The organism is Nitrosospira sp. Is2, assembly GCF_033095785.1.
GTDB lineage: Bacteria > Pseudomonadota > Gammaproteobacteria > Burkholderiales > Nitrosomonadaceae > Nitrosospira.
This window is the reverse complement of record NZ_CP137134.1, coordinates 1,505,736-1,526,914: the sequence shown is the minus strand read 5'-3', so window position 1 is coordinate 1,526,914 and position 21,179 is coordinate 1,505,736. Positions and strand designations below refer to the sequence as shown.

Genomic DNA, 21,179 nt, shown 5'->3' with positions numbered 1-21,179 from the left:
TCAGGCATACCGCCGGGCCTCTCCAGAACCATATAAATTGGATACGCAGCGCCCGCAAATGGTGGGGTGCGACGGGTCGACACCTACGTCCGCGCGATAATGCCAGCAGCGCTCGCATTTCGGGTGTGCAGAAGGGGTAACCCGGGTTGCTTCGCTCGCGGAATCCTCCGAACGAGATACTCGCGCCGACGATGTGACCAATATCAACCTGAGATCGTCTCCAAGCGAGTCGAGCAGCGAGAAATCCTCTCCCGAGGTGTGTATCTCCACGGCAGCAGCAAGCGATGAGCCGATCTCGCCCCGCACGCGCGCCTCTTCCAATCGTCCCTGAACTTGGGAGCGCAATTGGCGGATCCGCGCCCAACGGGCCATCAGTGCTTCTTCATCCTGCTGTAGCGGCAATTCATGCCATGTATGCAACAGAACACTATCCTCAGTGGCGCCAATCAGAGATTGCCACACCTCTTCAGCTGTAAAGCTCAGGATGGGTGCAAACAGCCGCACCAGGCTGTGGGCGATATGGTGCAGCGCGCCTTGCGCCGATCGGCGCGGAAGGCCCTTTGCCGCCGCCGTATAAAGCCGGTCCTTGAGAACGTCGAGATAGAATCCGCCCAGGTCCTCGGAACAATAATTGTGCAGACGATGGACGATGAGGTGAAAATCGTAGCGCTTGTAATCCTCGGTCAAATCATCCTGAAGCCTTCTCGTGAAGGCCAGCATATAACGGTCGATTTCCAGCCACTCCTCAATCGGTACCGCATCGGCCACGGGATCGAAGTCCGCCAGATTAGCAAGAAGAAATCGAAGCGTGTTGCGTATGCGCCGGTAGCTCTCAACCACGCGCTTGAGAATTTCGTCAGAGATTGAAAGCTCTCCGGAATAGTCGGTAGAGCCGACCCACAGCCGAAGAATATCCGCTCCCCAGGTGTCCATCACTTTTTGCGGCGCGATGACATTGCCCTTGGATTTGCTCATCTTGTGACCATGCCCGTCGACGACGAAACCGTGCGTGAGCAATGCATCGTAGGGGGCGCGTCCGTCAATTGCGCAACCCGTCAATAGAGAGGACTGAAACCAGCCCCGATGCTGGTCGGAACCCTCAAGATATAAATCGGCGGGATAACAAAGCTCGGGGTTGCGTTTGAGTACCGTATCATGGGTTGTTCCCGAGTCGAACCACACATCCAGCGTATGTGTGAGTTTCTTGTAATCCTTGATTTCATGCCCAAGCAGTTCCTCCGCGTCCAGGCTGAACCATCCTTCGATACCCTGCTGCTCCACGCGGCACGCCACCTGCTCCAACAACTCACTGGTGCGAGGGTGCAGTTCCTGCGTTTCCCTGTTTACGAACAGCGCCATCGGCACTCCCCATTTGCGCTGCCGCGACACGCACCAGTCGGGGCGAGTTTTGACCATTGCATCCAGCCGCGCACGACCCCAGGAAGGATAAAACGCAGTTGCTTCCACCGCAGCTTTCGCCGCTTCGCGCAAGGTTTGGCTTACCCCTTCCGGATCGCTGCTCCGGACCCGCTTGTCCATGGAAATAAACCACTGAGGCGTTGCACGAAAGATGATCGGTGTGCGATGCCGCCAGCAGTGAGGATAGCTATGCTGAAGCTTCTCCATCTTCAGCAACATGCCATTCGCCCCCAGCTGCTGAATTACTACCTCGTTGGCTTTCCACACCAGGAGACCACCGACGAGCGGCACATGAGCAAAAAAGCGGCCATCGTCTCCAACGGGATTTTCAACCGGCAAACCATACTTCTGTCCCACGACATAGTCATCCGCGCCATGTGCCGGAGCAGTGTGCACCGCGCCGGTTCCCGCCTCCATCGTCACATGATCCCCGAGAATAATAGGCACTTGCCGCGGGTAGAATGGGTGCTCCAACAGGATATTTTCGAGCTGGCACCCCGCACATCCTCCCAAAACGTTAACGCTGGCCCTATCGATGCCATAGCGTTGCAGCGCGCTATCCGCCAGTGCATCGGCGAGGAGTAAGCACTCACTGCCTGTATCCATGACGATGTAGTAAGCGTCAGGATTCAGGCTAACCGCCTGGTTTGCGGGCAACGTCCACGGTGTGGTTGTCCAGATAACTACGTTAACCGGTTTAGCTGATACATCAGTCGAAACGGAGGCACCCGACTGGCTGCGGATTTTTTTCCAGAACGCATCAGCATCCACCACCCTGAATTTTACGTCTATCGCCGGCGAAGTCTTGTCTTCATATTCAACTTCCGCTTCCGCCAGCGCCGAACCGCAATCTATGCACCAGTTGACGGGTTTTTGTCCCTGATAGAGATATCCCCTTTCGTAGACCTTCCCGAGCGCGCGGATTATCCCCGCCTCCGTCTCATAATCCATCGTGAGGTAGGGGTGATCCCAGTCACCCAGCACGCCCAAGCGAATGAAATCCGCCTTCTGCCGCGTCACCTGCTCCTGGGCAAAAGCGCGGCACAGTTCGCGCACCGTGTCGCCCGGCAAATTTTTGCCATACTTTTTCTCAATCTGATGCTCAATCGGTAGCCCATGGCAATCCCAGCCAGGCACATAAGGCGCGTCGAAGCCGGCCAGCGTCTTCGACTTGATAATAATGTCTTTCAATATCTTGTTGACCGCATGGCCGATGTGTATATCGCCATTGGCGTATGGGGGACCATCGTGAAGCACGAATTTGGGGCGGCCTTTGCAAACTTCGCGGATTTTCTGGTAGAGGTTCTTCTCCTGCCAGGCCTTGAGCATGACAGGCTCGCGCCTGGCAAGGTCGCCGCGCATGGGAAAAGGCGTTTCAGGCAGATTGAGCGTCTTCTTATAGTCGGTCATGAGAGATAAGCGAAAGTCAGTTCGATCTTAGAAGCTTATTGCCGATCATGGCTGTGGGCCGAGAGGTGAAAAAGTTCTTTGCGTCCGACACGTCCTGCCCGATCTGTTTAGTGAGCGACGCAAGGTCCGGGTATTTTTCTTCGTCCCGAAGTTTAAGCAGAAAATGCACGCGAACATGCTCTCCATAAATCTCACGGTTGAAATCGAACAGGTGCACTTCCAGAACCGGCAACCCATGCTCATGAACGGTTGGGCGCACGCCCAGACTGGCTACGCCCTGCAACGGCGAAGGCGAAAATGACGATGCATCACCCTCCACCTCTACCGCGAATATGCCCGAAAGCGGCGGCCGGTTGTGCTTCAATTGAATATTGGCAGTGGGAAAGCCGATCTTCTTGCCCAGCTTGTGACCACTGACTACCCGCCCGCTGATGCTATAAGGACGCCCCAACAGGCGTTGCACCAAATCCAGATCGTCGCAAGCCAGGGCCTGTCGAACCGCCGTGCTTGAAACACGCAAGCCATCCACGGTGTAGCCCGGCATTTCCTCCACATCAAAGCCGAGGTCGGCCGAAAACGTTTTCAACATGTAAAAATCCCCGGCACGGCGCGCGCCAAAGCGAAAATCGTCTCCTACCAGAATCCAGCGAGCGGCAAGGCCGTGCTGCAGGATACGAACAATAAAATCTTCCGCCTGGATCTTTGCGAAGTCGAAATTAAAGCGGCATATCTGCACTCTTTCCACCCCGGCCGCCGACAGCAACTCCAGTTTCTCCCGTAGGCTGGTGAGCCGGGTGGGGGCCTTATCCGGTGCGAAAAATTCGCGCGGATGTGGCTCGAAAATCATCACGCACGTGGCGAGCTCGAGCCGGGCGGCAGCGTCCTTCAGACGCGCAAGCATCGCCTGGTGGCCGAGATGCACACCATCAAAGTTGCCTATGGTGAGCGCAACGGGAGCTTCAGCCTGAACGGGAATACCGTGGGAAACGCGCATGACATACAACTGCTAAAATACTGAATTGTAGCCTGTTTTATCTGCCCGGGTCTATATAGCGTATGTAAGAGCCATGCGAGACTGGCTCAATCGCAGAAAGGAATTTTTCCTGTCGCAGTCTTGGGAAAGCGCCCCTGGAAGACCGAGCGTGTAATATCGCCATCCTGCGACCCATTCGATATCCGCCTTTTGTTTCCAACGAAGGGACGCTGTGCTAGAATTGCGCCGTAAAAAAAGAACCTTGGCATTTTGTTCGGTTAGATAAAGCCTTGGGTTTCTGTTTAAAGTGGCCAAGTAGCTCAGTCGGTAGAGCAGAGGACTGACAACACGGCTCGACATGTATCATGGCGAGACTTGTTGCAGAGAAGGCTAACATGACCTTTGAGTGCATGTTAAGAACGGCGCAAGCCGGGCGGCCGGAGCTAAAATCCTTGTACTGACATATTGCGGTTTTTGTTTAAAGTGGCCAAGTAGCTCAGTCGGTAGAGCAGAGGACTGAAAATCCTTGTGTCGGTGGTTCGATTCCGCCCTTGGCCACCAATAATCAGTAGGTTACATCAACCAATGTGCGGTATTCACTAGGTGCGTGTAATTCCTGTGTAATTGAGACGGGAAACTGTTACCTGATCTTCCGATAGCGGCCTTCAAGCTTATCCATCGCGCTATTGATATGCTCACCGTTCTGGTGGGCATATCGCTCCACCATGATCAATGTTTTGTGGCCAGAAATCCTTTTTACCGTCGGTAAATCTACTCCAGCCTGAACTAAATGCGTGATAGCAGTGTGGCGAAGTGTGTGACGAACAACTTCATCCGGGTTGAGCCCCGCAGCAGAAACGACGCGACGGAATGGCTTGCGAATATCCACTGTGTGTCCGTGTTTAGCAGTAGGGGAAGGAAACAGCCATGGCGCACCCCTCTGTGAGGCAGCCATATGTCCTTCGAGGAATGCCACCAATTGCCCAGTAATGGGTTGTTCACGCGGCCCCCCTTTTGCATCCGGGATGTATATCGTCCGGTGCTCCAAGTTAACGTTATCGCGGCGAATGGACAAAATTTCCATTCGCCGCATCGACGTGCCCAGTCCAATGACTACGAAAGGGTAGATCTGTGGGTTCTGGTCTTGCTTGGCACACTCAGTCAGCCGCTCTATTTGTTCAATGGTGAGGTATGTTACTCGACTACGTTCCTCCTGATATCGCCTGATAGTTGCGGGGCGGCGATCAATCCAACCCCACTCGATTGCCTTGCTCAACAGATGCGAAAGCGCGGCAAGCTCTCGGTTTATCGTGCCGGGACTGGTGGTCTTTAGCTTAGTTGTGTCCCGAGGCTTCTGTTTTATTCCTCCACGAATAGCGTATTCAAGAAGCCGGTGTTTTTTGTAACGCTCCACGTCAAAAGAGCTAATCTTCGAGAGCGGTAAATTCCCAAAGAAAGGTGATATGTGGAGCCTTAGACGGGCTCGTTTCATCTTAAGGTCCTTGCCACCCTCCTGCTCCAGCTTGATAAGATAATTATCGACAGCCTCAGAAAAACCCATTGCAATTTTTCGGCCCTTTGGCAGATTGAGCCTGCCAGCCTTGGCATCCTGTCTTGCTTTCTCGATAAATTCCTCAGTCTGCGTACGTGTTGTACCGTCGGACTCCCGTCCGATTACGCGATGGATGCGCTGCGCATCAACCATTACGTTGACGGAGAAAACGCCGTCCCCGTTTGCCTGCCGTTCAAAGATAATCCCGTGCTCGCTGATCTTCGCCCCGAGGACGAGTTTTCGCATCGCCACACGGGTGAGTTTTGAAAATGTCTTAGCCATTTATGTCAGATGTCCCCATCTATGTACTTAGGTTGCAGACGGATAACCATGGACTCGGAGGGCAAACCCGTGCTACGGAAGTAAGCTCCAACTTTTTTTTCCAAATCCTCATCTGTAATTTCCTCCTCGCCATACTGTTCAAAATCATTCCAGAGACTCCTCAGCAAGTCCCTGCGAATATATCGGCGATCTTTTTCATCTACATCCCAGAGTGCCTTCCATTCATCTATAAATTTCCACATGCGCTCCTCTTTATAGTTGAGCAATTCGGGAGCTTTTAAAGCAAGCTTAAGAAATCGTTCTTGCGGCCCAACGTCCCATAAGGTATCTCCCAGTTGTGACAGGTTGCTTCGCTCACCTTTTTTTGGATGTTGGATTGCCACCTTCTCTAGACTCTGCTCAATTGCCCATTCAATAAAACTTGAAAGGGTACGTCTCTGCTTTCTAGCAGCCAGTTCTGCCAAATATCTCAGCTTCGGGTCCAGCCTCACCGTCACCGTTTCCGATCTCGCAAGCTTTCCTCCTCCTTTTTTCGCGCTTTCTCGGTTGAGCATTCATGACCTCCTTATCAAAGTATCCTAATTCTTCTCGCTAATTCTACTACTACACGTACTCTATTGCAACGCCTTTATTGATATAGTATTCTTGTGGTGTCTGTTAACACATCTAGGAGCAGCGATATGTCTGCATTGATCTGCAGCAGGGAAATCCACCTATATCCGGACGGGCGGCTGGACACAAAAAACGCTTCCAGCTACATCGGATTATCGGAAAAAACATTGGCAATGATGCGCTGCTCTGGTACTGGCCCGTCATTTATTAAACGTGGCCGAATCTTTTACTTCAAGGAGGATTTGGACCGGTGGCTGAATGAGGAAGGCAAATTCCGTAGTACGGCGCAAGCGCAAAAAGCAGGTCTTAGAGACGGGGAAGAAATTTTGGTACGAAAATGTACCCAGAAGTGACAGCAGTGATCAGCTCTCCCGTAATTCAGTCTCGTCGCCCGCTCCCCGCTTCAACAGGGCAAATCGAGTGGGCGCGTTACTCTTTGGGCGATCACAGGCTTAATTGCCCGCATTGCTCGCCGGCGAAGAGGGACAGAACGCTTGGATTGACGATTAGGATAGATGGTAGTGGAGTCGGGCATTGTTTTCGTTGCAACTATGTTGAATTCTCGCGACGTGCTGGGGAAAACAAGCGGTATTCCGCTGACGAAAGAAGACGTATCCCAACTGATCGACGATACGAAACGTTGTCGGAGTACGGACAGGAACTTTTTGCCCAAACGCAGCCCTTATCCGGCCCAGCGTTGGATTACCTCTATGCGCGACAGTGCGTTGTCCCCCCTGAGGATAGCCACCTTCGCTATCACCCAGCCCTAAGACACCCCAGGGGGTATGTTGGGCCGGCGTTGATCGCCCTGGTTACTGATGCCGCTACCAATCTACCGCTCACCCTTCATCGAACCTGGATTAAATCAAATGGCAGTAAGGCCGATGTAGATCCACCTCGTCTGCTTTTGCAGGGTCACCGGAAAGCCGGGGGGGTAATCCGCTTGTGGTCTGATCAGGAAGTCACAATGGGTTTAGGGGTGTGTGAAGGGATAGAAACTTCCCTCAGCTTGGCTCATGGGTTCACCCCCGTGTGGAGCATGGTCGATGCGGGCAACTTGGCATCTTTCCCAGCATTGCCGGGAATCGAGGCACTTTTAATTGGCGCAGACAATGATGCGGCTGGAACCAAGGCAGCAAGGCAATGCGCCACCTGCTGGACAAAAGCTGGAAAGCTGGTGCGGGTTTTAGTACCGCAAGATCGAGGCGATCTGAACGATTTGGCTATGGAACCCCAATGAGCGTCGAAAAGATACGGAAGCTCGTTGACTCCGCGAGTCGCTTCACTCTTGAAGCGGAGAAAAGTGTTTCAGCCCGCCCGGATAAGATTGCCACTCCCTTATGGGAACTGCCTGCACCGATTACTACAGAGGAATTGCAAAATGCCCGAGCAACCCCTGATTGCATCGTTGAAGATTTGCTCTATGCAGACGTCGGACTGCTCATCGCACCAGGCGGAACGGGAAAAACTACGCTGATACTCTACATGGCGGTCCACATTGTCCTCGGGATTCCACTCTTCGAGCTGAGCATCCTAAAGCCCGGGCCGGTGCTCATCATCACGGCAGAAGACAGTCGTGAAATGCTCGTGGCCCGGTTACGAGCCATCGTCCGTGCAATGAACTTGAACGAGGTAGAAAAGGCAAAGATGATGAAGGGCGTCCTGCTAAGCGATGTTTCAGGCAATGGCTTTCGTTTAACAGAGGTTCAGGGCGACGTAGTGAAGCCCGGCGCAGGAGTGGATGACCTTATAAAGGGCTGCGAAACACTTCGCCCGGTCCTGGTAGTAATCGATCCCGCAGTCTCGTTTGGCGTAGGAGAAAGTCGAGTAAATGATGCTGAGCAGGGATTGATTGAAGCTGCACGGAGGCTGAGAAGAGTGCACGAATGCTGCGTCCTATACATACACCACACTGGGAAACAGAACGGCCGCGAACGAGCAAAGGATCAGTACGCGGGACGCGGAGGCAGTGCCTTCGCTGATGGTTCAAGAATGGTGTTTGTTTTACAGAACGTCGCTCCAGACGAATGGAGCATAGCGACAGGCAATAATCTGGAGGAAGGTGAAACCGGCTTGGTGCTCGCACGCCCGAAGATGAGTTACTGCCCGCCACAACACGAAATCATGATTAGCCGGCATGGATACTTATTTGAGCACGTCAATCGAATAAGAACCACGAAGGCTGCGGAACGGGAAAAGGCTGATGAGCATGTATTCCAATTCCTCACCACTCAGCTTGCGGTAGGCCTCTACCATACTAAAAGTGAACTGGACGATCATGACCTCGGCTTCCCGCGAGCAGAAATACGAAAGGCTGTAGGTCGGCTACTCACAGTAGGTCGAATAAAGTTTGAAAAAATACCAGCTGATAAAAAACCTGGTCGCGGCGGTCCACACGAATACCTACATCCCGTTGCCTCGCCAATGGAGTATGGCGACCATAGGTCTTAAATGGACATTTATCCTTCACTCAGAATTATCACTTTTGCTTCGCCGCCGCCTATAGGGAAATCAACGGCGGCGAACCTAAATTCGCCTGCCAATGATCCCTTTTTCCAAGGTTCGCCAAAACGAAGCGGCGAAGCAACGGCGAGGCCGGCGAACCGACCGATACTGATACATCTGGAACAAAAAAACTCTGAGGTAATACATCTAAAGCCAATAGATTTCCCGTACTGACTCAGGAACCCATACCGTGACCTACCATGTCGAGTTATTGCATAACGATTACCTGGACGGACCCCAGCAACCCAGTTCCACAGACCGAAAAGTAAATCGGATCGTCAACGGAAACGAATCAGTTCGAAAGAGATTTAGGCGCCTTTTGCCAGATTTGTAAATTATTCATTCAAGCAATATGAAACCGCAACTTGAACGCGCAAAACATTCCCCTGTAACCATTGATGGGGCAAGTGGGACGTTTACCCCTGCCCCCTCTAAAATCAAGCTGAACGCGCTCGAAGACGTACGGCGAGAGATGGCGCATGTATACCGCGAAGCAAGGGACCGGAAGATCGATAGCAGCGAAGCGGGGCGATTGGCCTACATTCTCACAGGTATTGGAAAGCTGATCGAGGCCACGGAAATCGAAAAGCGGCTTTCACAAATGGAAAGGAAGTTACTGAAATGAACATACTTCGACGGGTGGAAATGCTGGAAGCAGCGGCGCGACAGACTGACGACGTAGGATACAAGCTTGTCTTTTTACAGGGAGAGGAGACTTACGGGGAAGGTATTGTGCGGGAGGGGTTGACCGATTGGCCTTCTGATCGAATCCTGGCAATTTCGTTTGTAGGTGCCGAGGACAGCTGATTGGCCACTGAGAATAAAAGCCAGCGGAGTGAAGTGACGAGCAAAGATGTGTGGACGAGACGGTTCGGGGGAACGTCTATTCAAGTGATGAAGTTTGAATCTAGGTGTCAGGAGGCAATAGAACCATGACCAGCAAAATAAAGTCAGTCTTGTCTCACTTTTATGTAGCGCAGATTCAGGTCGCCCGTGAAAATGATCTCCTGTATGAGCCATTCGGTACGGCCAACAGTGACGATGCCGCGCTGGTTGTGTCAATCAATGAACTGGGGGTTCAGGAACCGCTCACCTTATCGAACGACGGTTTTCTCCTGAGCGGCCATCGGCGCCTGGCAGCTGCGAAATACCTCAGGCTGGAAACAGTTCCGGTTCGTTTCAAGGACATCAATTTTGCGGAGTTATCCAAGCCCGAGCGTTTGGAGGAACTGCGTTCATTCAATCAGCAACGGGATAAGACACCCGGAGAAAAGATTCGGGAACAACTGCTTCAGATTGACCCGGAGGAGGCTTATGCCGAACTATGCCGCAAACGAGTAGCACAGCAATCGGACGCTGTTACATCCAATGTTGATCTTGGCGCGATTAAAAAGCGTAAGCGCATTACCACAGTTCAATTTCTGGAGGCCGCGCAAAAAGTCATCCTGGACAATATGGAATACTGGCCACTGACCGTTCGACGCGTTCACTACCTGCTGTTGAATAACCCACCGCTGCGACATGACAAAAAGCCGAATTCCAGATATGAAAACGAGCGGAATTCATATCAGGCACTGACAAACCTGCTATCACGTGCGCGCCTTGTGGGAATTGTGTCTTTGCAAGCTATTGAAGATACCACCCGCCCAATCCAGCTGGGTGGCGGCTTTTCCTCATCTGAATCCTTTGTTAGGCAACAGTCGGAGAACTTCTTAAAGGGTTATTCACGAAATCTCATGCAAGGGCAACCGCATCACATCGAGATCATGCTGGAGAAGAACGCGTTACGATCCATTATTGAAAAGGTTGCCCGCGACTACTGCATTCCTGTAACCACTGGGCGTGGCTTTTCTTCTCTTTCGCCCCGCTACGATTTGTATGGACGATTCAAGCGTTCTGGCAAAGACAAGCTGATCTTGCTCATGTTGACCGATTTCGACCCAGATGGCGAGCAAATCGCGGCATCGTTTGCTCGTTCAATGCGAGATGACTTCGGTGTAATGAATGTCCACGCCGTCAAAGTTGCGTTAACTGCCGAGGACGTGGAGTTATATAACCTGCCAAGTGATCTGGATGCCAAGCCCTCAAGCCCCAACTACTCGAAGTTCATCGAGAAGTATGGCCATAAGGCCGTAGAGCTCGATGCCGCGCCCGTAGAGCTCCTTCAGAAGAAGCTACGGGATGCGATCGAGAGCCTGGTTGATGTGGCCGAATTCCATGCTCAAATTGATCTCGAAAAGAAAGAATCCAGAATTGTGGAGGCATACCGTCGAACGGCGGTCCAAGCTATCGCAGGGTCTCTGCATGGCTAAAAATCTTTTCTGGCCAGTTCTTATTGAGCCAGTTGTTTCTGTAGAGAACCGTTTCGGAAGCAAATAGGAATTGGCATATCCTGCTAATGCCAGCCCCCCAGTCCGTGGCGCTTTATAATGGTGCCCAGATTAACTGATTAGAAGCGAACTACAAACCATGAACAAAAAAGAACTCGTTAATGCAATGGCTTCAAAGACTGACTCCAGTGGAGCTGCAACCGACCGCGCGGTGAACGCACTAGTGGAAATTATTTCCGACACGCTGAAAAAAGGGGATTCGCTGACGTTGCCGGGTTTTGGAACGTTCGAAGTACGGGAGCGTGCGGCACGAACTGGCCGCAATCCCAAGACCGGTGAGGAACTGAAGATTGCCGCATCGAGGGTAGCAGCATTCAAGCCAGGTGCAGCGCTCAAGGCTGCGGTCAATGGGGGCGGAAAGTAAGAACCAGCAGCGGTAACGAGCATGAGTTTCAGGCGCTCTCGTTTACAGGTGCTAACAAGTGCTTCCTGTTGTTGTTCGGGTCAGCCCGGTTTACGGATCGGTCCACCTTCCACCAGACAAATTGTTCCCTTGGGATTGACCTCGTCTGCGCGATGTGCGCGGCTTCTTCAACTGGGGCATCGGGGTTCATCCAGGTTAACGCATCCTCCGGCTCTAACACTACCGGTCGTCGATCATGAACATCGACCTGTCGCCGCGTTAAAGCTGCATGGTTCTATACTGCCCATTGGTACATGGCGAAAAGACTTACATAAGTTCTTTAGTGCCAATGCGGGTCAATAAAACATCCAAGGGATCAAGCCGTTGAGATATGGCTCGGTTTTTGCTTATCACAGTGCATCAGTCTATATCCAATAGTGCCGTTCTTGCACCTGTACTCTATCTTGCTCTGTCCGCACATAAGTAGAGTGTTTTCCCGTTATCTTAGGGGAAACCGTAATGATGAATAAGGAATATCGATTTAGGAATGTATTTGATGAAAACATCGCAATACTTATCAGTAATGTCATTGGCGCTAATAGGAACGTTTTACAGCGCCCCGCCTGCATTAGCGACGCCATTTCTGGGTTCAGCGGAAAATTACGCTGTAATGGCTGGGTCGACGGTGACTAATAGCGGCTCGACCACGATCTGGGGAGACCTTGGTGTTTATCCAGGCACTTCGATCACCGGCCTGGGGAGCATCTCGCATACAGGAACGATACACCAAACTGATGCGGTCGCGCAGCAAGCTGAGGTTGATGCCCTCGCTACGTATAATATTCTTGCGGCTCAGGCGGTTACCGCCGACCTAACTGGTCAGGATCTGGGAGGACTCACGCTCACTCCCGGCGTCTATTTCTTTTTGTCGTCCGCTCAATTGACGGGAACGCTTACTCTCAACGCCCAAAACGATCCTAATGCACTCTTCGTTTTCCAGATAGGGAGCACGCTCACCACCGCAAGCAACTCCGTTGTCGACGTGCTCAATGGCGATACAAATAGTGGCGTGTTTTGGCAGGTCGGCAGCTCCGCGACGCTAGGTACTAGCACCCTGTTCGCAGGAAATATTCTGGCGGATCAGAGCATCACCTTGAACACCACGGCAAACATTCTGTGCGGCAGGGCCATTGCGCTAAATGGGGCGGTGACAATGGATACAAACACCATCTCCAACAATTGCATGGGCGCCGGCGACATTGGCAGCGGTCGCAGCGATTACGGCAGCGTCGGCTTCAGCGGTTTCAGAGGCAGCGACGGCGGTAGTCAGGCAGTTCCCGAGCCAGCCACACTGGCATTGCTGGGACTGGGATTCTTGGGACTTGGAGTTGTTCGCCGCCGACGCGGTTGAGAAACAGCCACACTGATAAAACTATAAGACCGCGTCCTACCCTTTTCGGTCCGACGTGAGTGGCCGTGCCGCATGTTTGAATGCTCGCGCAGCAGTGAAACCATTTATGGGGCAACAGCGCCTTACTGGGTATCAGCAACTTGACCAAAGCGGGGAAAACTGCATGAGTTCCAAGTTACATTCGTGATAGCTTTTATATCCATGGCCGCTTTTGCCACTCGCTGTCAGCAATTGCCTAGTGCCCTTCCGAATCCCACTGGCTGGCATATCGTATTAAGTCCGCCGCATCTTTCAAATTTAGTTTGGTGCGGATGTTGTAGCGATGCGTTTCGATAGTTTTAATGCTGCGGCTAAGCAAGCGGGCAATTTGCTGACTGCTATGTCCGGCTGCAATCAGATGCAGCACTTCAAACTCGGCGGGGGTCAGGCTGTTCTCGAAGTACAGAACGACAATACGAGCATGGCGGCACAAAATGCCAAAACTTTTGCCGACCACTACAGTATTGCAACGCGGTATGAAAATACGGCCAAGGAACTGCAGGTAAAGGTAGATGAATACAAAAAACTGCTCCAGCACTACGACGACAAAAGCTATCTGTATGGGAGACATGGGCAGGATTTCCGGTCGCATACCGAGGCTTTACTGCGAAAATACAAGCTGGCAGCAGAAAAAACCACCACCTACGCTGCTTTTCATCAGAAGATGGCGTCGGAACTCGCTAAGCGTGATTATGCCGCTGACGCGGAGCCCCAGCGGCAGGTAAGCAATAGGTAAAACATGAGCGTCTAGCACGGCCTAGCCCGCCTCTTTCATAAAGAAGCGATTCAGTGAAGAACAGATCATTGGTTTTCTGAAGGAAGCAGAGGCGGGCATGCCTGTAGTGGAGCTGTGGGGCTGGAAGAGGACAACAGAAGCTCAAGTGTTTATTGCCGAGGCTTTGCTCGATAATGCGGCATTAAAAAATGTCGCCTCACGAAAGTGGCTGATGAAATTTCAACTTCGGTATAGCTGTCGTACAAAAGTTTACGACAGCGACGCTAGCGAGAATACAGTAGGCGCAATGAGGCGAATTCTCACCTGTCATTTTCATTTCATCCATCAATCAGGTTTCTAACCTACTTGAGACCGAAGTTTAAGTGCTGCCCCCTCTATCGAATGTACTGATAAAGCGTTTCCCGGCTTATGCCGAACTCTTTTGCCAGCTTTGTTTTGTTAGTTCCCGCTGCTGCTTGTTCTCGCAGCTGAGCTATTCTTTCCGCGTTTAGCGCTGGCTTCCTGCCCTTGTAGACCGTTCCCTTGGCTTTTGCCAGGGCGATCCCTTCCCGCTGTCGTTCCTTGTTGAGCGAACGCTCAAACTGCGCGAAGGCACTGAGCATGGTAAACATCAGAATGGAACGCGGGTCATCACTGCAAGCGGTAAAGCTCATATTCTCTTTAATGAATTCAATTGATACACCCCGGTTGTTCATTTCCCTGACTAGCCTGAGTATATCCTCGACGTTGCGCGCCAACCTGTCCATGGAATGGACGACGAGCGTATCCCCAGTACGGATGTGATTTAGGGCGGCCTGGAGCTGCGGCCTGTTTGTATTCTTGCCGGATGCCTTGTCGGTGAATACTTTGGCCAGGCGAATGCCAGTCCCCGCCATAGGGTGTACTTCAGTCCAATAGTCATTACTATCGATGCGAGTAAAGTGTGCAGAAGGCACTCGAGACTAAGGTTGCTGCCTGGAGACGGTTCGCAGCCATGATAAGCGAAAGCAGGCCATGGCTGCCAGGATCGCAATTCCCACTAAAACTCTCGGTTGCGTTTGCCGAGTCAGGGGTAACGAAGTACCTTCAAGGAAAATACCATGTCGCACGAATCGCTTAACCCATGGATGCTCGCAACAATCGGAATAGTGTTGGTGGGCACAACAGTCGGGGTCACAATGCTAGCAGGACGAGAATCAAAGATTGAGGCTCCTGAATCCAAAACGGTGCGAATGAGTGAAACGAAAGCCCAGGTGACTCAGAATGTAGGGAGCGCGAACGTCGTCCGGGTAAAGAACCAGCGGATGACGGCGCAGCCTTCACAGTCCATCATTGCAACATGCAACGAGTATGCAGATGATCAGGTAAACAGCAAAACCGAGGAAGTGCTCACAAGTGCCGTGCTGGGTGCTGCTATTGGAGCAGCAGTAGGTGCCGCCGGAGGTGCCATCGCGGGGGGAGGGAATGCGGGAAAAGGAGCCGCCATAGGAGGCTTAACCGGTGCAGCAGGCGGTAGCCTCTACGGCCTCAATGAAAGTAAGTCGCATGATGCACGATATCAGGCCGCTTATTCTTCTTGCATGCGCTCAAAGGGTTACCGGGGTTAACATTCCGTGCGTCTTCATTTTGACGGTCTGGTAAATATCTCCCAGAAGAGGCTCGTTTCATGAAAGCCCCGATATATTCGGTAGCTCTGTGCGCGATGATTCTGCTGGTTGGGTGCGGTTCCCGCTCAATCCCAGATAAAACCGCACACGCTAACCGTTCCGTGCACGTCAATGGCGCACAGGGGATACTCTCTATCCAGGAAAGCAAGGCAGTCCTCGCGCATCTCCAAAAAGGCAGTCCTGAAACAGATATCTTTAACAAGCATCTTGCCCAGGAAGAGGAACTCTCGGGAAGCTCGCTTACGATGGGCAACAAGGTAACGCTGTTGATCGATGGTCCCACCACCTACAAATCGATGTATGCGGCGATACAGGGCGCCAAACATCATATCAACATGGAAACCTATAGTATTGAAGACGACGAAGTCGGTCGTCGCTTTGCCGCTGCGTTGATTGAAAAGCAAAAGCAGGGCATACAGGTACATTTGATTTACGACAGCGTGGGATCAGCCGATACACCTGAAGACTTTTTCCAGCCATTAATCGACAGCGGAATTGCGATACTCGAATTCAATCCCCTCAACCCGCTGAGCCTTCGCAAGAAATGGGAAGTAGGCCGGGATCACCGTAAGTTGCTCGTGATTGACGGCCAGATCGCCTTTGTAGGGGGCGTCAATATTAGCAGCGTATATTCCAGCGGATCATTCAGATCAAAACCTCCTACTAGGGATTCCCCACCATGGCGCGATACCCATCTGCGTATCGAAGGCCCCGTCGTCAGTGATTTCCAGAAATTGTTTGTGGCGACGTGGGAAAAACAGCAGGGTGAGCCCATCGCAGCGAAATCTTTTTTCCCGCAGATAGGCAGTAGGGGTAACGAAGTAGTGCGTGCCGTTGGCAGTTCACCCGCTGATCCTTACAGCCGCCTTTACGCTACGCTTATATCCGCGATAAACAACGCTCAAACCTATGCATACGTGACTACTGCGTATTTTGTACCGGATTCACGGTTACTGACTGCGTTGAAGGGCGCCGCCCAACGCGGCGTTGACGTGCGATTAATGTTACCGAACAAAACCGATTCGAACCTGGTATTTTATGCGGCACACTCTTACTATGACCAATTGCTGAGTGCTGGAGTGAAGATCTATGAACGGGAGGATGTTTTATTACATGCCAAGACCGCATTAGTCGACGGCGTGTGGTCCACCATAGGCTCGACCAATCTTGACTGGTTAAGTTTGGAGCAAAACCAGGAAATCAACGCGGTCGTTCTTGGGCAAGAATTCGGTGCGCAAATGAAGGCACTGTTCGACAAAGATATTGAATCTTCCCAGCTTGTCATATTGGAAAAATGGCGGCAACGTCCATTTGTTGTTCGGCTAAAAGAACTTGGCGCCAGCTTGTTGGCTCGCGGCCTTTAGTTTCTATCGCAACCCAAAAAACCTAACAAAAGCGATAAGACCCCTTACCGGTGCCGTACTCACCTTATGCAGACTGACGGTCAGCGGGACGACAAAGAACAGGGCGACACGGTTGGTCAGCAGAGTCGACGGGAGCGCTGCAGTCAGCACAAGAAAAAGGGCTATGGCTCAGTCGTGGGCGATCAATCAGGATGTATTTTTAGCGGTGTAAATAAAATTAAAAAGGAACCAAAATGAAAGTAAAAGAGAATCTCACATTAATCGGTATCTCGATGCTATTCGTCTGCGGGCTTACCGCATGCGACAAAATGTGGAGAAATCCCGGTTTGTAATAAGGTAGCGAATGTTTCTGCTGTCATTGGATTTCCGTAATAGAACCCTTGACCCTCGTCGCAATGTTGATCTCGAAGAAATTGAGACTGCTCCCGTGTCTCCACGCCTTCAGCAACGACACGAAGGTTGAGACTTTTACCCATGCTGATTATGGCACTGACAAGGGCGGCATCGCCACGATTGGGGGTTATCTGGCTGATGAACGACTTGTCGATCTTCAGTGTATGGATGGGGAATTGTCTCAAATAACTCAGGCTGGAATAACCGGTGCCGAAGTCGTCAATTGCAAGCATTATACCCAGGTCCGCAAGCGCACGCAGCAGACCACCGGTGAATTCGACATCCCGCATCAGCACGCTTTCTGTCAGCTCGAGTTCCAGGCAGTGCGCCTCCAGACTTTCTTCCTGAAGCGTCCTGCGTATGTTTTCCAAAAAATCCGGGGCACTGAATTCAAGTACAGAGGTGTTGACTGCAACAGTGACCTGTGCCAAACCAGCGCTTCGCCAAGCCTGGGCTTGACGACATGCCTCCCCCAATACCCAGCGCCCAATAGGCAGGATCAGGCCGCAGTCCTCCGCAATGGGTACGAACTGCAATGGCGGCACCAGCCCCCATTCCGGGTGCTGCCAGCGAATAAGCGCCTCTGCACCGGTAATCCTTTGGGTGTGAAGATCTATTTTCGGTTGGTAGTAGAGCACAAACTCCTCTCGCTCCAAAGCTCGGCGAAGGCTGGCCTCAATAGATTGACGCCGGACAGCGCGCGTATTCATTGGATGTTCGAAGAACTTGTAATTGCTTCTTCCGCTTTTCTTGGAATGATACATCGCACTGTCCGCACTCTGGAGCAGGGTTTCCGCATCCTCGCCATGGTCGGGGTAAATGCCGATGCCAATACTTGCGGAGATATGCAGCTCATGATGATCGATGAGGTGGGGAGCAGCTAACTCCGCCAGCATGTTTTTTGCAATGAGCGCCGCGTCTTCCGGGTGCGCGATATTGGACAGGAGCACAACGAATTCATCCCCCCCCAGGCGGCTGAGGGTGTCAGAATGACGCACGCAACTCGACAGGCGTTGTGCAACCGACTGCAGGAGATGGTCGCCAATCGCGTGCCCCAGGGAATCGTTGATGTGCTTGAACCGATCGAGATCCATGAACAGCACTGCAAATCGCCTGCCTTGGCGGCGCGCCAGTTCAATGGCCTGGATGAGCCTGTCGTGCAAGAGCATTCGATTCGGCAGGCTGGTAAGAACATCATGATGGGCCAAATGTTGCAAACTGGTTTTTGCTATTTCGACTTGCTCGGCCAGTTTTTGCGCTTCAATTACGGAGACAACCAATTGTGCGTTCGCCTGCCGCATCATAGTCAGGTGATCTCCGGATATTGCCTCTCCCGTATCTAACTCCCGTCTCTCCCGTTCACGCAAGGTTGCAGTCTCTTCGCGGTGATGAAGAGTTTCTTCGCGGATATCAGCTGCCTCTTCACGAAGTGTTAGAGCATGTTCTGGTGGCGTCTGACCCTCATCCGCCCTGTGAATTACGTGTTCGCGGAAGGTGGCAGTCTTTTCGCGAACATGAACAGTCTCTTCCCGCGAGTCGGCAATACTTTCACGATGATTCAGCGCGTCCTTTTGCCGCTTAATCGACTCTGCTGTGGTCTGAACGGTTTCCTTATTAATGATGGCGGCACTTTTTCGACGTGAGATCCTTTTTTGCACGGACGCGCCCTTGCCTGGGTCTGAAGGACCCGAATCACCGGCTTTATGGATGTCGTCTGGAGTCATTTCTTTTCATTATTGCTTTCCATCAATAACCCTTGCGGTCAGGCTTTGCCCATAGGCTGACCTGACATAATTCCGTTATACCCTGCCAAGCATTCAAGTTATAAGTTCAGCATTTGGAACCTTTAACTCTCCACGGTCACAAACAATAAGCGCGTCTCGCACGCCGCGTCGTAATGGGTCATGGCTGCTCGACATCACCTCATTCATGTACCGGGCCGCCGGGATGTCTGATGTAGGTGACTTGGCCGCGAGACACGTCATTGTGCCGGCTGCATCAGCCCTCTATTTTAGCCACGTCCCGAGTAGACAAGATCGGCCATGCCTCCATCTGCTCTGGATCGTATTGCTTTAGAATCGCAAGCAATGCTTTACCATCCTGATGCTTGGGATTTAACCAGGCACCCCACTCCTGAGAGGGCAAAATTGCCGGCATTCGTGGCTGGATTGTTTGCTTCAAGGAATTATTCGGGATGGTGATAATAGAACAGCTATTGATTTGCTCGCCCTTCGAGTTAATGACGGATGCCCATATGCCTGCGAAAGAAAAGGGACGGCCATTTTTAGCGCGAATATAAAAGAACTGTTTGGTTCCATCCGCTTTTAATTGGGATCCATAAAAACCCGATGCCGGAATCAGACACCGTTGCTGCCGAACCGCTTTCCGGGCCAAAGGAGTTGCCGGAATTGCCTCGCAGCGGATAGTGTGCAGTGGTGGCAGGTTCTTCATATCTTTGGACCAGTATAAAATCAGGCCCCAGCGCATCAGCGACCCCATGCGGCCCAGTACGCCATCCCGTATCACCACGATATCCGTGGTGGGAGCGATGGAATAGCTTGGCTCTTTATCCGGCATGATGCGGGCTCCGTACCAGTGCTTCAAGGGCGAATATGCCAGGCAAAAACGCTCGCACATGTGAATTCCTTCCCCAATACATCGAAGATGTAGTGGGCCACAATCAAAGAAATTCCGATACTGTAAAATCCTACAGGGCGCCAACGCCTGCCGACTTACCTATACACCTAAACACTCACCTGCCATTTCGCTATTAAATTTTCGCGTCCACGAAAATCTCCACGTATTCCGCTCCATGCTTCGTCGCAGTACAATTCACCTAGCATCCGAGGGAGTCGACCGAACATGGTCCATGCGCCGCAGCTTCAAGAGTCCGAACTACACGGGAGAATGGAGCGATTTGCCAGTGGTGAGCTGACGCGAGGAATAGACCGTTCTAGATGGAAGGCAGGTAGCGGCTACCAAAACTCAAAGGCCGCGGTTAGGTAGATAGAGATCGCTTGAAGTTAGTTGCTGCTGTCTACACGCTAGTGGCGTAATTACTTTGTCGTGTCAGTCTTTACGTCGCCAGCAATCAATGCACGATTTTTTTCCGTAAGTGTTTGGAGTAATTTCTCCACTCCACCCTCGCGAACCTGGCTATTGAAAGTACTACGGTAATTGGTCACCAAACTGACACCTGCTACCGTTACATCATAAGCCTTCCAGCCATCGGCGGTTTTTGCCATGCTGTAGTCAATTGGTACAGGCTGCTGGCCCTGACCTCGCAGTACTTGGGTCCTTACTGTGGCATCACTATCATCCGTCTTGTTTTTTAGCGGTTCAACCGTAATAGTATGGTCACGATAGGTAGTGTACGCGTTGCAGTAGGTGCGGACCAGGAGGGTTCGAAACTCTTTAACCAATTGTTGCTGCTGCTCAGGCGCAGCTTTAGACCAGTTCTTACCCATTGCGAGCCGGGTCATCCGGGTGAAATCGAAATGAGGCAGTATCTTGGCTTCTACCACCTCGAGAAGTTTGGTTTTACTGCCAGCCCTAATATCCTTGTCCTGCCTTACGATGGCAAGCACTTCCTGTGCGGTGTTGTCTACTAAAACATCAGGCTCCACAATTTCCATTGCCCAAGCAGGAAGTGCAGGCAACGACGCGACAAGCATTACAAAAATACCCAAATATTTTTTCATGAGCTTCTCGTGATGATTATGATGGCGCCAAAAGCAGCAATGTTATTGGTGGGTCCACATTGATGAGGCAGTACAGCTAGCATCTGAGTAGCTCGTCAAGTGTCCTGTCTGCCCAGTTCAGTGGCGATGGCATAAGTGTAGTGACCGCATCAGCCGACAACACGGCACGGCTATGGGATGTCAAAACCGGCAATCCCTTGGGGGAATTCATGAGGCATGGAGATACAGTCATGTCTGCGCAGTTTAATGCAGATGGACGCGTGTAGAATGCATCAGAGGATCAGACTGCACGATTGTGGGATGTATTACCCGTCACCTCGGACAATAAACATTTGCTAGCAGGGCTGGCAGAGGCGATAAGCGGCCATTGTATATAGCACGGACGACCTTCGCAATTCGCCCG

General features: G+C 51.9%; 22 protein-coding genes, 1 tRNA gene and 1 pseudogene. 14 read left to right on the top strand and 10 right to left on the bottom strand.

Going from position 1 to position 21,179, the window contains the following annotated elements; all coding sequences use genetic code 11:
• Entirely contained in the window at window positions 1–2,829 is a 2,829-nt protein-coding gene (ileS, locus tag R5L00_RS06685) for an isoleucine--tRNA ligase (protein WP_317653873.1), read from the bottom strand.
• A gap of 16 nt (window positions 2,830–2,845) precedes the next feature.
• A complete protein-coding gene (locus R5L00_RS06680) occupies window positions 2,846–3,823 on the bottom strand; it encodes a bifunctional riboflavin kinase/FAD synthetase (protein WP_317653871.1) in 978 nt (325 codons plus the stop codon).
• Between the two features lie 464 nt (window positions 3,824–4,287).
• On the opposite strand from R5L00_RS06680, the gene R5L00_RS06675 reads away from it, so the two are divergent.
• Window positions 4,288–4,363, top strand: a tRNA-Phe gene (locus tag R5L00_RS06675).
• 79 nt (window positions 4,364–4,442) lie between these two features.
• On the opposite strand, the gene R5L00_RS06670 is transcribed toward R5L00_RS06675, so the two are convergent.
• The gene (locus R5L00_RS06670) at window positions 4,443–5,636 is read right to left on the bottom strand and encodes a tyrosine-type recombinase/integrase (protein WP_317653870.1); all 1,194 of its coding nucleotides are present in this window, start codon (window positions 5,634–5,636) and stop codon (window positions 4,443–4,445) included.
• A 5-nt stretch (window positions 5,637–5,641) separates the two neighbouring features.
• Window positions 5,642–6,190, bottom strand: a complete 549-nt coding sequence (locus R5L00_RS06665; RefSeq protein WP_317653869.1) for a hypothetical protein — start codon at window positions 6,188–6,190, stop codon at window positions 5,642–5,644.
• Between the two features lie 126 nt (window positions 6,191–6,316).
• On the opposite strand from R5L00_RS06665, the gene R5L00_RS06660 reads away from it, so the two are divergent.
• The 7 genes from R5L00_RS06660 to R5L00_RS06630 all read left to right on the top strand — a co-directional run bounded on the left by R5L00_RS06660 (window position 6,317) and on the right by R5L00_RS06630 (window position 11,507).
• Window positions 6,317–6,601 (top strand): helix-turn-helix domain-containing protein, encoded by a 285-nt coding sequence (locus tag R5L00_RS06660; RefSeq protein WP_317653868.1) that lies wholly within the window; start codon window positions 6,317–6,319, stop codon window positions 6,599–6,601.
• 287 nt (window positions 6,602–6,888) lie between these two features.
• Window positions 6,889–7,488 carry a toprim domain-containing protein gene (locus R5L00_RS06655; protein WP_317653867.1) on the top strand — a complete coding sequence of 200 codons (600 nt, stop codon included), beginning with the start codon at window positions 6,889–6,891 and terminating at the stop codon, window positions 7,486–7,488.
• Complete coding sequence (locus R5L00_RS06650; protein WP_317653866.1) at window positions 7,485–8,699, top strand: AAA family ATPase; 1,215 nt, start codon at window positions 7,485–7,487, stop codon at window positions 8,697–8,699. The genes R5L00_RS06655 and R5L00_RS06650 overlap by 4 nt, the downstream gene beginning before the upstream one ends.
• A gap of 406 nt (window positions 8,700–9,105) precedes the next feature.
• Complete coding sequence (locus R5L00_RS06645; RefSeq protein ID WP_317653865.1) at window positions 9,106–9,378, top strand: hypothetical protein; 273 nt, start codon at window positions 9,106–9,108, stop codon at window positions 9,376–9,378.
• Window positions 9,375–9,560: a hypothetical protein gene (locus tag R5L00_RS06640; RefSeq protein WP_317653863.1), complete on the top strand. Its 186-nt coding sequence runs from the start codon at window positions 9,375–9,377 to the stop codon at window positions 9,558–9,560. Before R5L00_RS06645 ends, R5L00_RS06640 begins: the two co-directional genes overlap by 4 nt.
• Window positions 9,561–9,685: 125 nt before the next feature.
• Window positions 9,686–11,065 carry a ParB N-terminal domain-containing protein gene (locus R5L00_RS06635; RefSeq protein ID WP_317653861.1) on the top strand — a complete coding sequence of 460 codons (1,380 nt, stop codon included), beginning with the start codon at window positions 9,686–9,688 and terminating at the stop codon, window positions 11,063–11,065.
• Window positions 11,066–11,222: 157 nt separating this feature from the next.
• Window positions 11,223–11,507, top strand: a complete 285-nt coding sequence (locus tag R5L00_RS06630) for an HU family DNA-binding protein (RefSeq protein WP_317653860.1) — start codon at window positions 11,223–11,225, stop codon at window positions 11,505–11,507.
• Window positions 11,508–11,535: 28 nt separating this feature from the next.
• On the opposite strand, the gene R5L00_RS15830 is transcribed toward R5L00_RS06630, so the two are convergent.
• On the bottom strand, window positions 11,536–11,697 hold the full coding sequence (locus R5L00_RS15830) for a hypothetical protein (RefSeq protein ID WP_411555595.1): 162 nt from the start codon (window positions 11,695–11,697) through the stop codon (window positions 11,536–11,538).
• A 345-nt stretch (window positions 11,698–12,042) separates the two neighbouring features.
• Here R5L00_RS15830 and R5L00_RS06625 point away from each other — a divergent pair, with 345 nt between their 5' ends.
• Window positions 12,043–12,897, top strand: coding sequence for an ice-binding family protein (locus tag R5L00_RS06625; protein ID WP_317653859.1), 855 nt, complete (start codon window positions 12,043–12,045; stop codon window positions 12,895–12,897).
• A 235-nt stretch (window positions 12,898–13,132) separates the two neighbouring features.
• On the opposite strand, the gene R5L00_RS06620 is transcribed toward R5L00_RS06625, so the two are convergent.
• Window positions 13,133–13,291: a helix-turn-helix transcriptional regulator gene (locus R5L00_RS06620; RefSeq protein ID WP_317654134.1), complete on the bottom strand. Its 159-nt coding sequence runs from the start codon at window positions 13,289–13,291 to the stop codon at window positions 13,133–13,135.
• Here R5L00_RS06620 and R5L00_RS06615 point away from each other — a divergent pair.
• Window positions 13,220–13,672: a hypothetical protein gene (locus R5L00_RS06615; protein WP_317653858.1), complete on the top strand. Its 453-nt coding sequence runs from the start codon at window positions 13,220–13,222 to the stop codon at window positions 13,670–13,672. The two genes, R5L00_RS06620 and R5L00_RS06615, sit on opposite strands and share 72 nt — an antisense overlap.
• 374 nt (window positions 13,673–14,046) lie before the next feature.
• Here R5L00_RS06615 and R5L00_RS06610 read toward each other — a convergent pair.
• Window positions 14,047–14,532, bottom strand: a pseudogene (locus R5L00_RS06610) (recombinase family protein); the annotation flags it as partial.
• Between the two features lie 219 nt (window positions 14,533–14,751).
• On the opposite strand from R5L00_RS06610, the gene R5L00_RS06605 reads away from it, so the two are divergent.
• A complete protein-coding gene (locus R5L00_RS06605) occupies window positions 14,752–15,258 on the top strand; it encodes a hypothetical protein (protein WP_317653857.1) in 507 nt (168 codons plus the stop codon).
• Between the two features lie 59 nt (window positions 15,259–15,317).
• Window positions 15,318–16,682 (top strand): cardiolipin synthase, encoded by a 1,365-nt coding sequence (cls, locus tag R5L00_RS06600; protein ID WP_317653022.1) that lies wholly within the window; start codon window positions 15,318–15,320, stop codon window positions 16,680–16,682.
• A 275-nt stretch (window positions 16,683–16,957) separates the two neighbouring features.
• Here cls and R5L00_RS06595 read toward each other — a convergent pair whose 3' ends face one another.
• Window positions 16,958–18,799 (bottom strand): putative bifunctional diguanylate cyclase/phosphodiesterase, encoded by a 1,842-nt coding sequence (locus tag R5L00_RS06595; RefSeq protein WP_317653856.1) that lies wholly within the window; start codon window positions 18,797–18,799, stop codon window positions 16,958–16,960.
• A gap of 274 nt (window positions 18,800–19,073) precedes the next feature.
• On the bottom strand, window positions 19,074–19,652 hold the full coding sequence (locus tag R5L00_RS06590; protein WP_317653855.1) for an SOS response-associated peptidase: 579 nt from the start codon (window positions 19,650–19,652) through the stop codon (window positions 19,074–19,076).
• Between the two features lie 235 nt (window positions 19,653–19,887).
• Between R5L00_RS06590 and R5L00_RS06585 the strand changes: the two genes are divergently transcribed.
• The gene (locus tag R5L00_RS06585) at window positions 19,888–20,010 is read left to right on the top strand and encodes a DUF4113 domain-containing protein (RefSeq protein ID WP_317653853.1); all 123 of its coding nucleotides are present in this window, start codon (window positions 19,888–19,890) and stop codon (window positions 20,008–20,010) included.
• Between the two features lie 121 nt (window positions 20,011–20,131).
• On the opposite strand, the gene R5L00_RS06580 is transcribed toward R5L00_RS06585, so the two are convergent.
• Window positions 20,132–20,776 carry an ABC transporter substrate-binding protein gene (locus tag R5L00_RS06580; protein WP_317653851.1) on the bottom strand — a complete coding sequence of 215 codons (645 nt, stop codon included), beginning with the start codon at window positions 20,774–20,776 and terminating at the stop codon, window positions 20,132–20,134.
• Window positions 20,777–20,859: 83 nt separating this feature from the next.
• Between R5L00_RS06580 and R5L00_RS15825 the strand changes: the two genes are divergently transcribed.
• A complete protein-coding gene (locus R5L00_RS15825) occupies window positions 20,860–21,042 on the top strand; it encodes a WD40 repeat domain-containing protein (RefSeq protein WP_411555609.1) in 183 nt (60 codons plus the stop codon).
• Window positions 21,043–21,179 lie beyond the last annotated feature (137 nt).

Coding starts and splice junctions, on each gene's coding strand:
- ileS (WP_317653873.1), bottom strand. CDS start 2,829: ATGACCGACTATAAGAAGACGCTCAATCTGCCTGAAACGCCTTTTCCC.
- R5L00_RS06680 (WP_317653871.1), bottom strand. CDS start 3,823: ATGCGCGTTTCCCACGGTATTCCCGTTCAGGCTGAAGCTCCCGTTGCG.
- R5L00_RS06670 (WP_317653870.1), bottom strand. CDS start 5,636: ATGGCTAAGACATTTTCAAAACTCACCCGTGTGGCGATGCGAAAACTC.
- R5L00_RS06665 (WP_317653869.1), bottom strand. CDS start 6,190: ATGCTCAACCGAGAAAGCGCGAAAAAAGGAGGAGGAAAGCTTGCGAGA.
- R5L00_RS06660 (WP_317653868.1), top strand. CDS start 6,317: ATGTCTGCATTGATCTGCAGCAGGGAAATCCACCTATATCCGGACGGG.
- R5L00_RS06650 (WP_317653866.1), top strand. CDS start 7,485: ATGAGCGTCGAAAAGATACGGAAGCTCGTTGACTCCGCGAGTCGCTTC.
- R5L00_RS06645 (WP_317653865.1), top strand. CDS start 9,106: ATGAAACCGCAACTTGAACGCGCAAAACATTCCCCTGTAACCATTGAT.
- R5L00_RS06640 (WP_317653863.1), top strand. CDS start 9,375: ATGAACATACTTCGACGGGTGGAAATGCTGGAAGCAGCGGCGCGACAG.
- R5L00_RS06635 (WP_317653861.1), top strand. CDS start 9,686: ATGACCAGCAAAATAAAGTCAGTCTTGTCTCACTTTTATGTAGCGCAG.
- R5L00_RS06630 (WP_317653860.1), top strand. CDS start 11,223: ATGAACAAAAAAGAACTCGTTAATGCAATGGCTTCAAAGACTGACTCC.
- R5L00_RS15830 (WP_411555595.1), bottom strand. CDS start 11,697: ATGAACCCCGATGCCCCAGTTGAAGAAGCCGCGCACATCGCGCAGACG.
- R5L00_RS06625 (WP_317653859.1), top strand. CDS start 12,043: ATGAAAACATCGCAATACTTATCAGTAATGTCATTGGCGCTAATAGGA.
- R5L00_RS06615 (WP_317653858.1), top strand. CDS start 13,220: ATGCGTTTCGATAGTTTTAATGCTGCGGCTAAGCAAGCGGGCAATTTG.
- R5L00_RS06605 (WP_317653857.1), top strand. CDS start 14,752: ATGTCGCACGAATCGCTTAACCCATGGATGCTCGCAACAATCGGAATA.
- cls (WP_317653022.1), top strand. CDS start 15,318: ATGAAAGCCCCGATATATTCGGTAGCTCTGTGCGCGATGATTCTGCTG.
- R5L00_RS06595 (WP_317653856.1), bottom strand. CDS start 18,799: ATGACTCCAGACGACATCCATAAAGCCGGTGATTCGGGTCCTTCAGAC.
- R5L00_RS06590 (WP_317653855.1), bottom strand. CDS start 19,652: ATGCCGGATAAAGAGCCAAGCTATTCCATCGCTCCCACCACGGATATC.
- R5L00_RS06585 (WP_317653853.1), top strand. CDS start 19,888: ATGCTTCGTCGCAGTACAATTCACCTAGCATCCGAGGGAGTCGACCGA.
- R5L00_RS06580 (WP_317653851.1), bottom strand. CDS start 20,776: ATGAAAAAATATTTGGGTATTTTTGTAATGCTTGTCGCGTCGTTGCCT.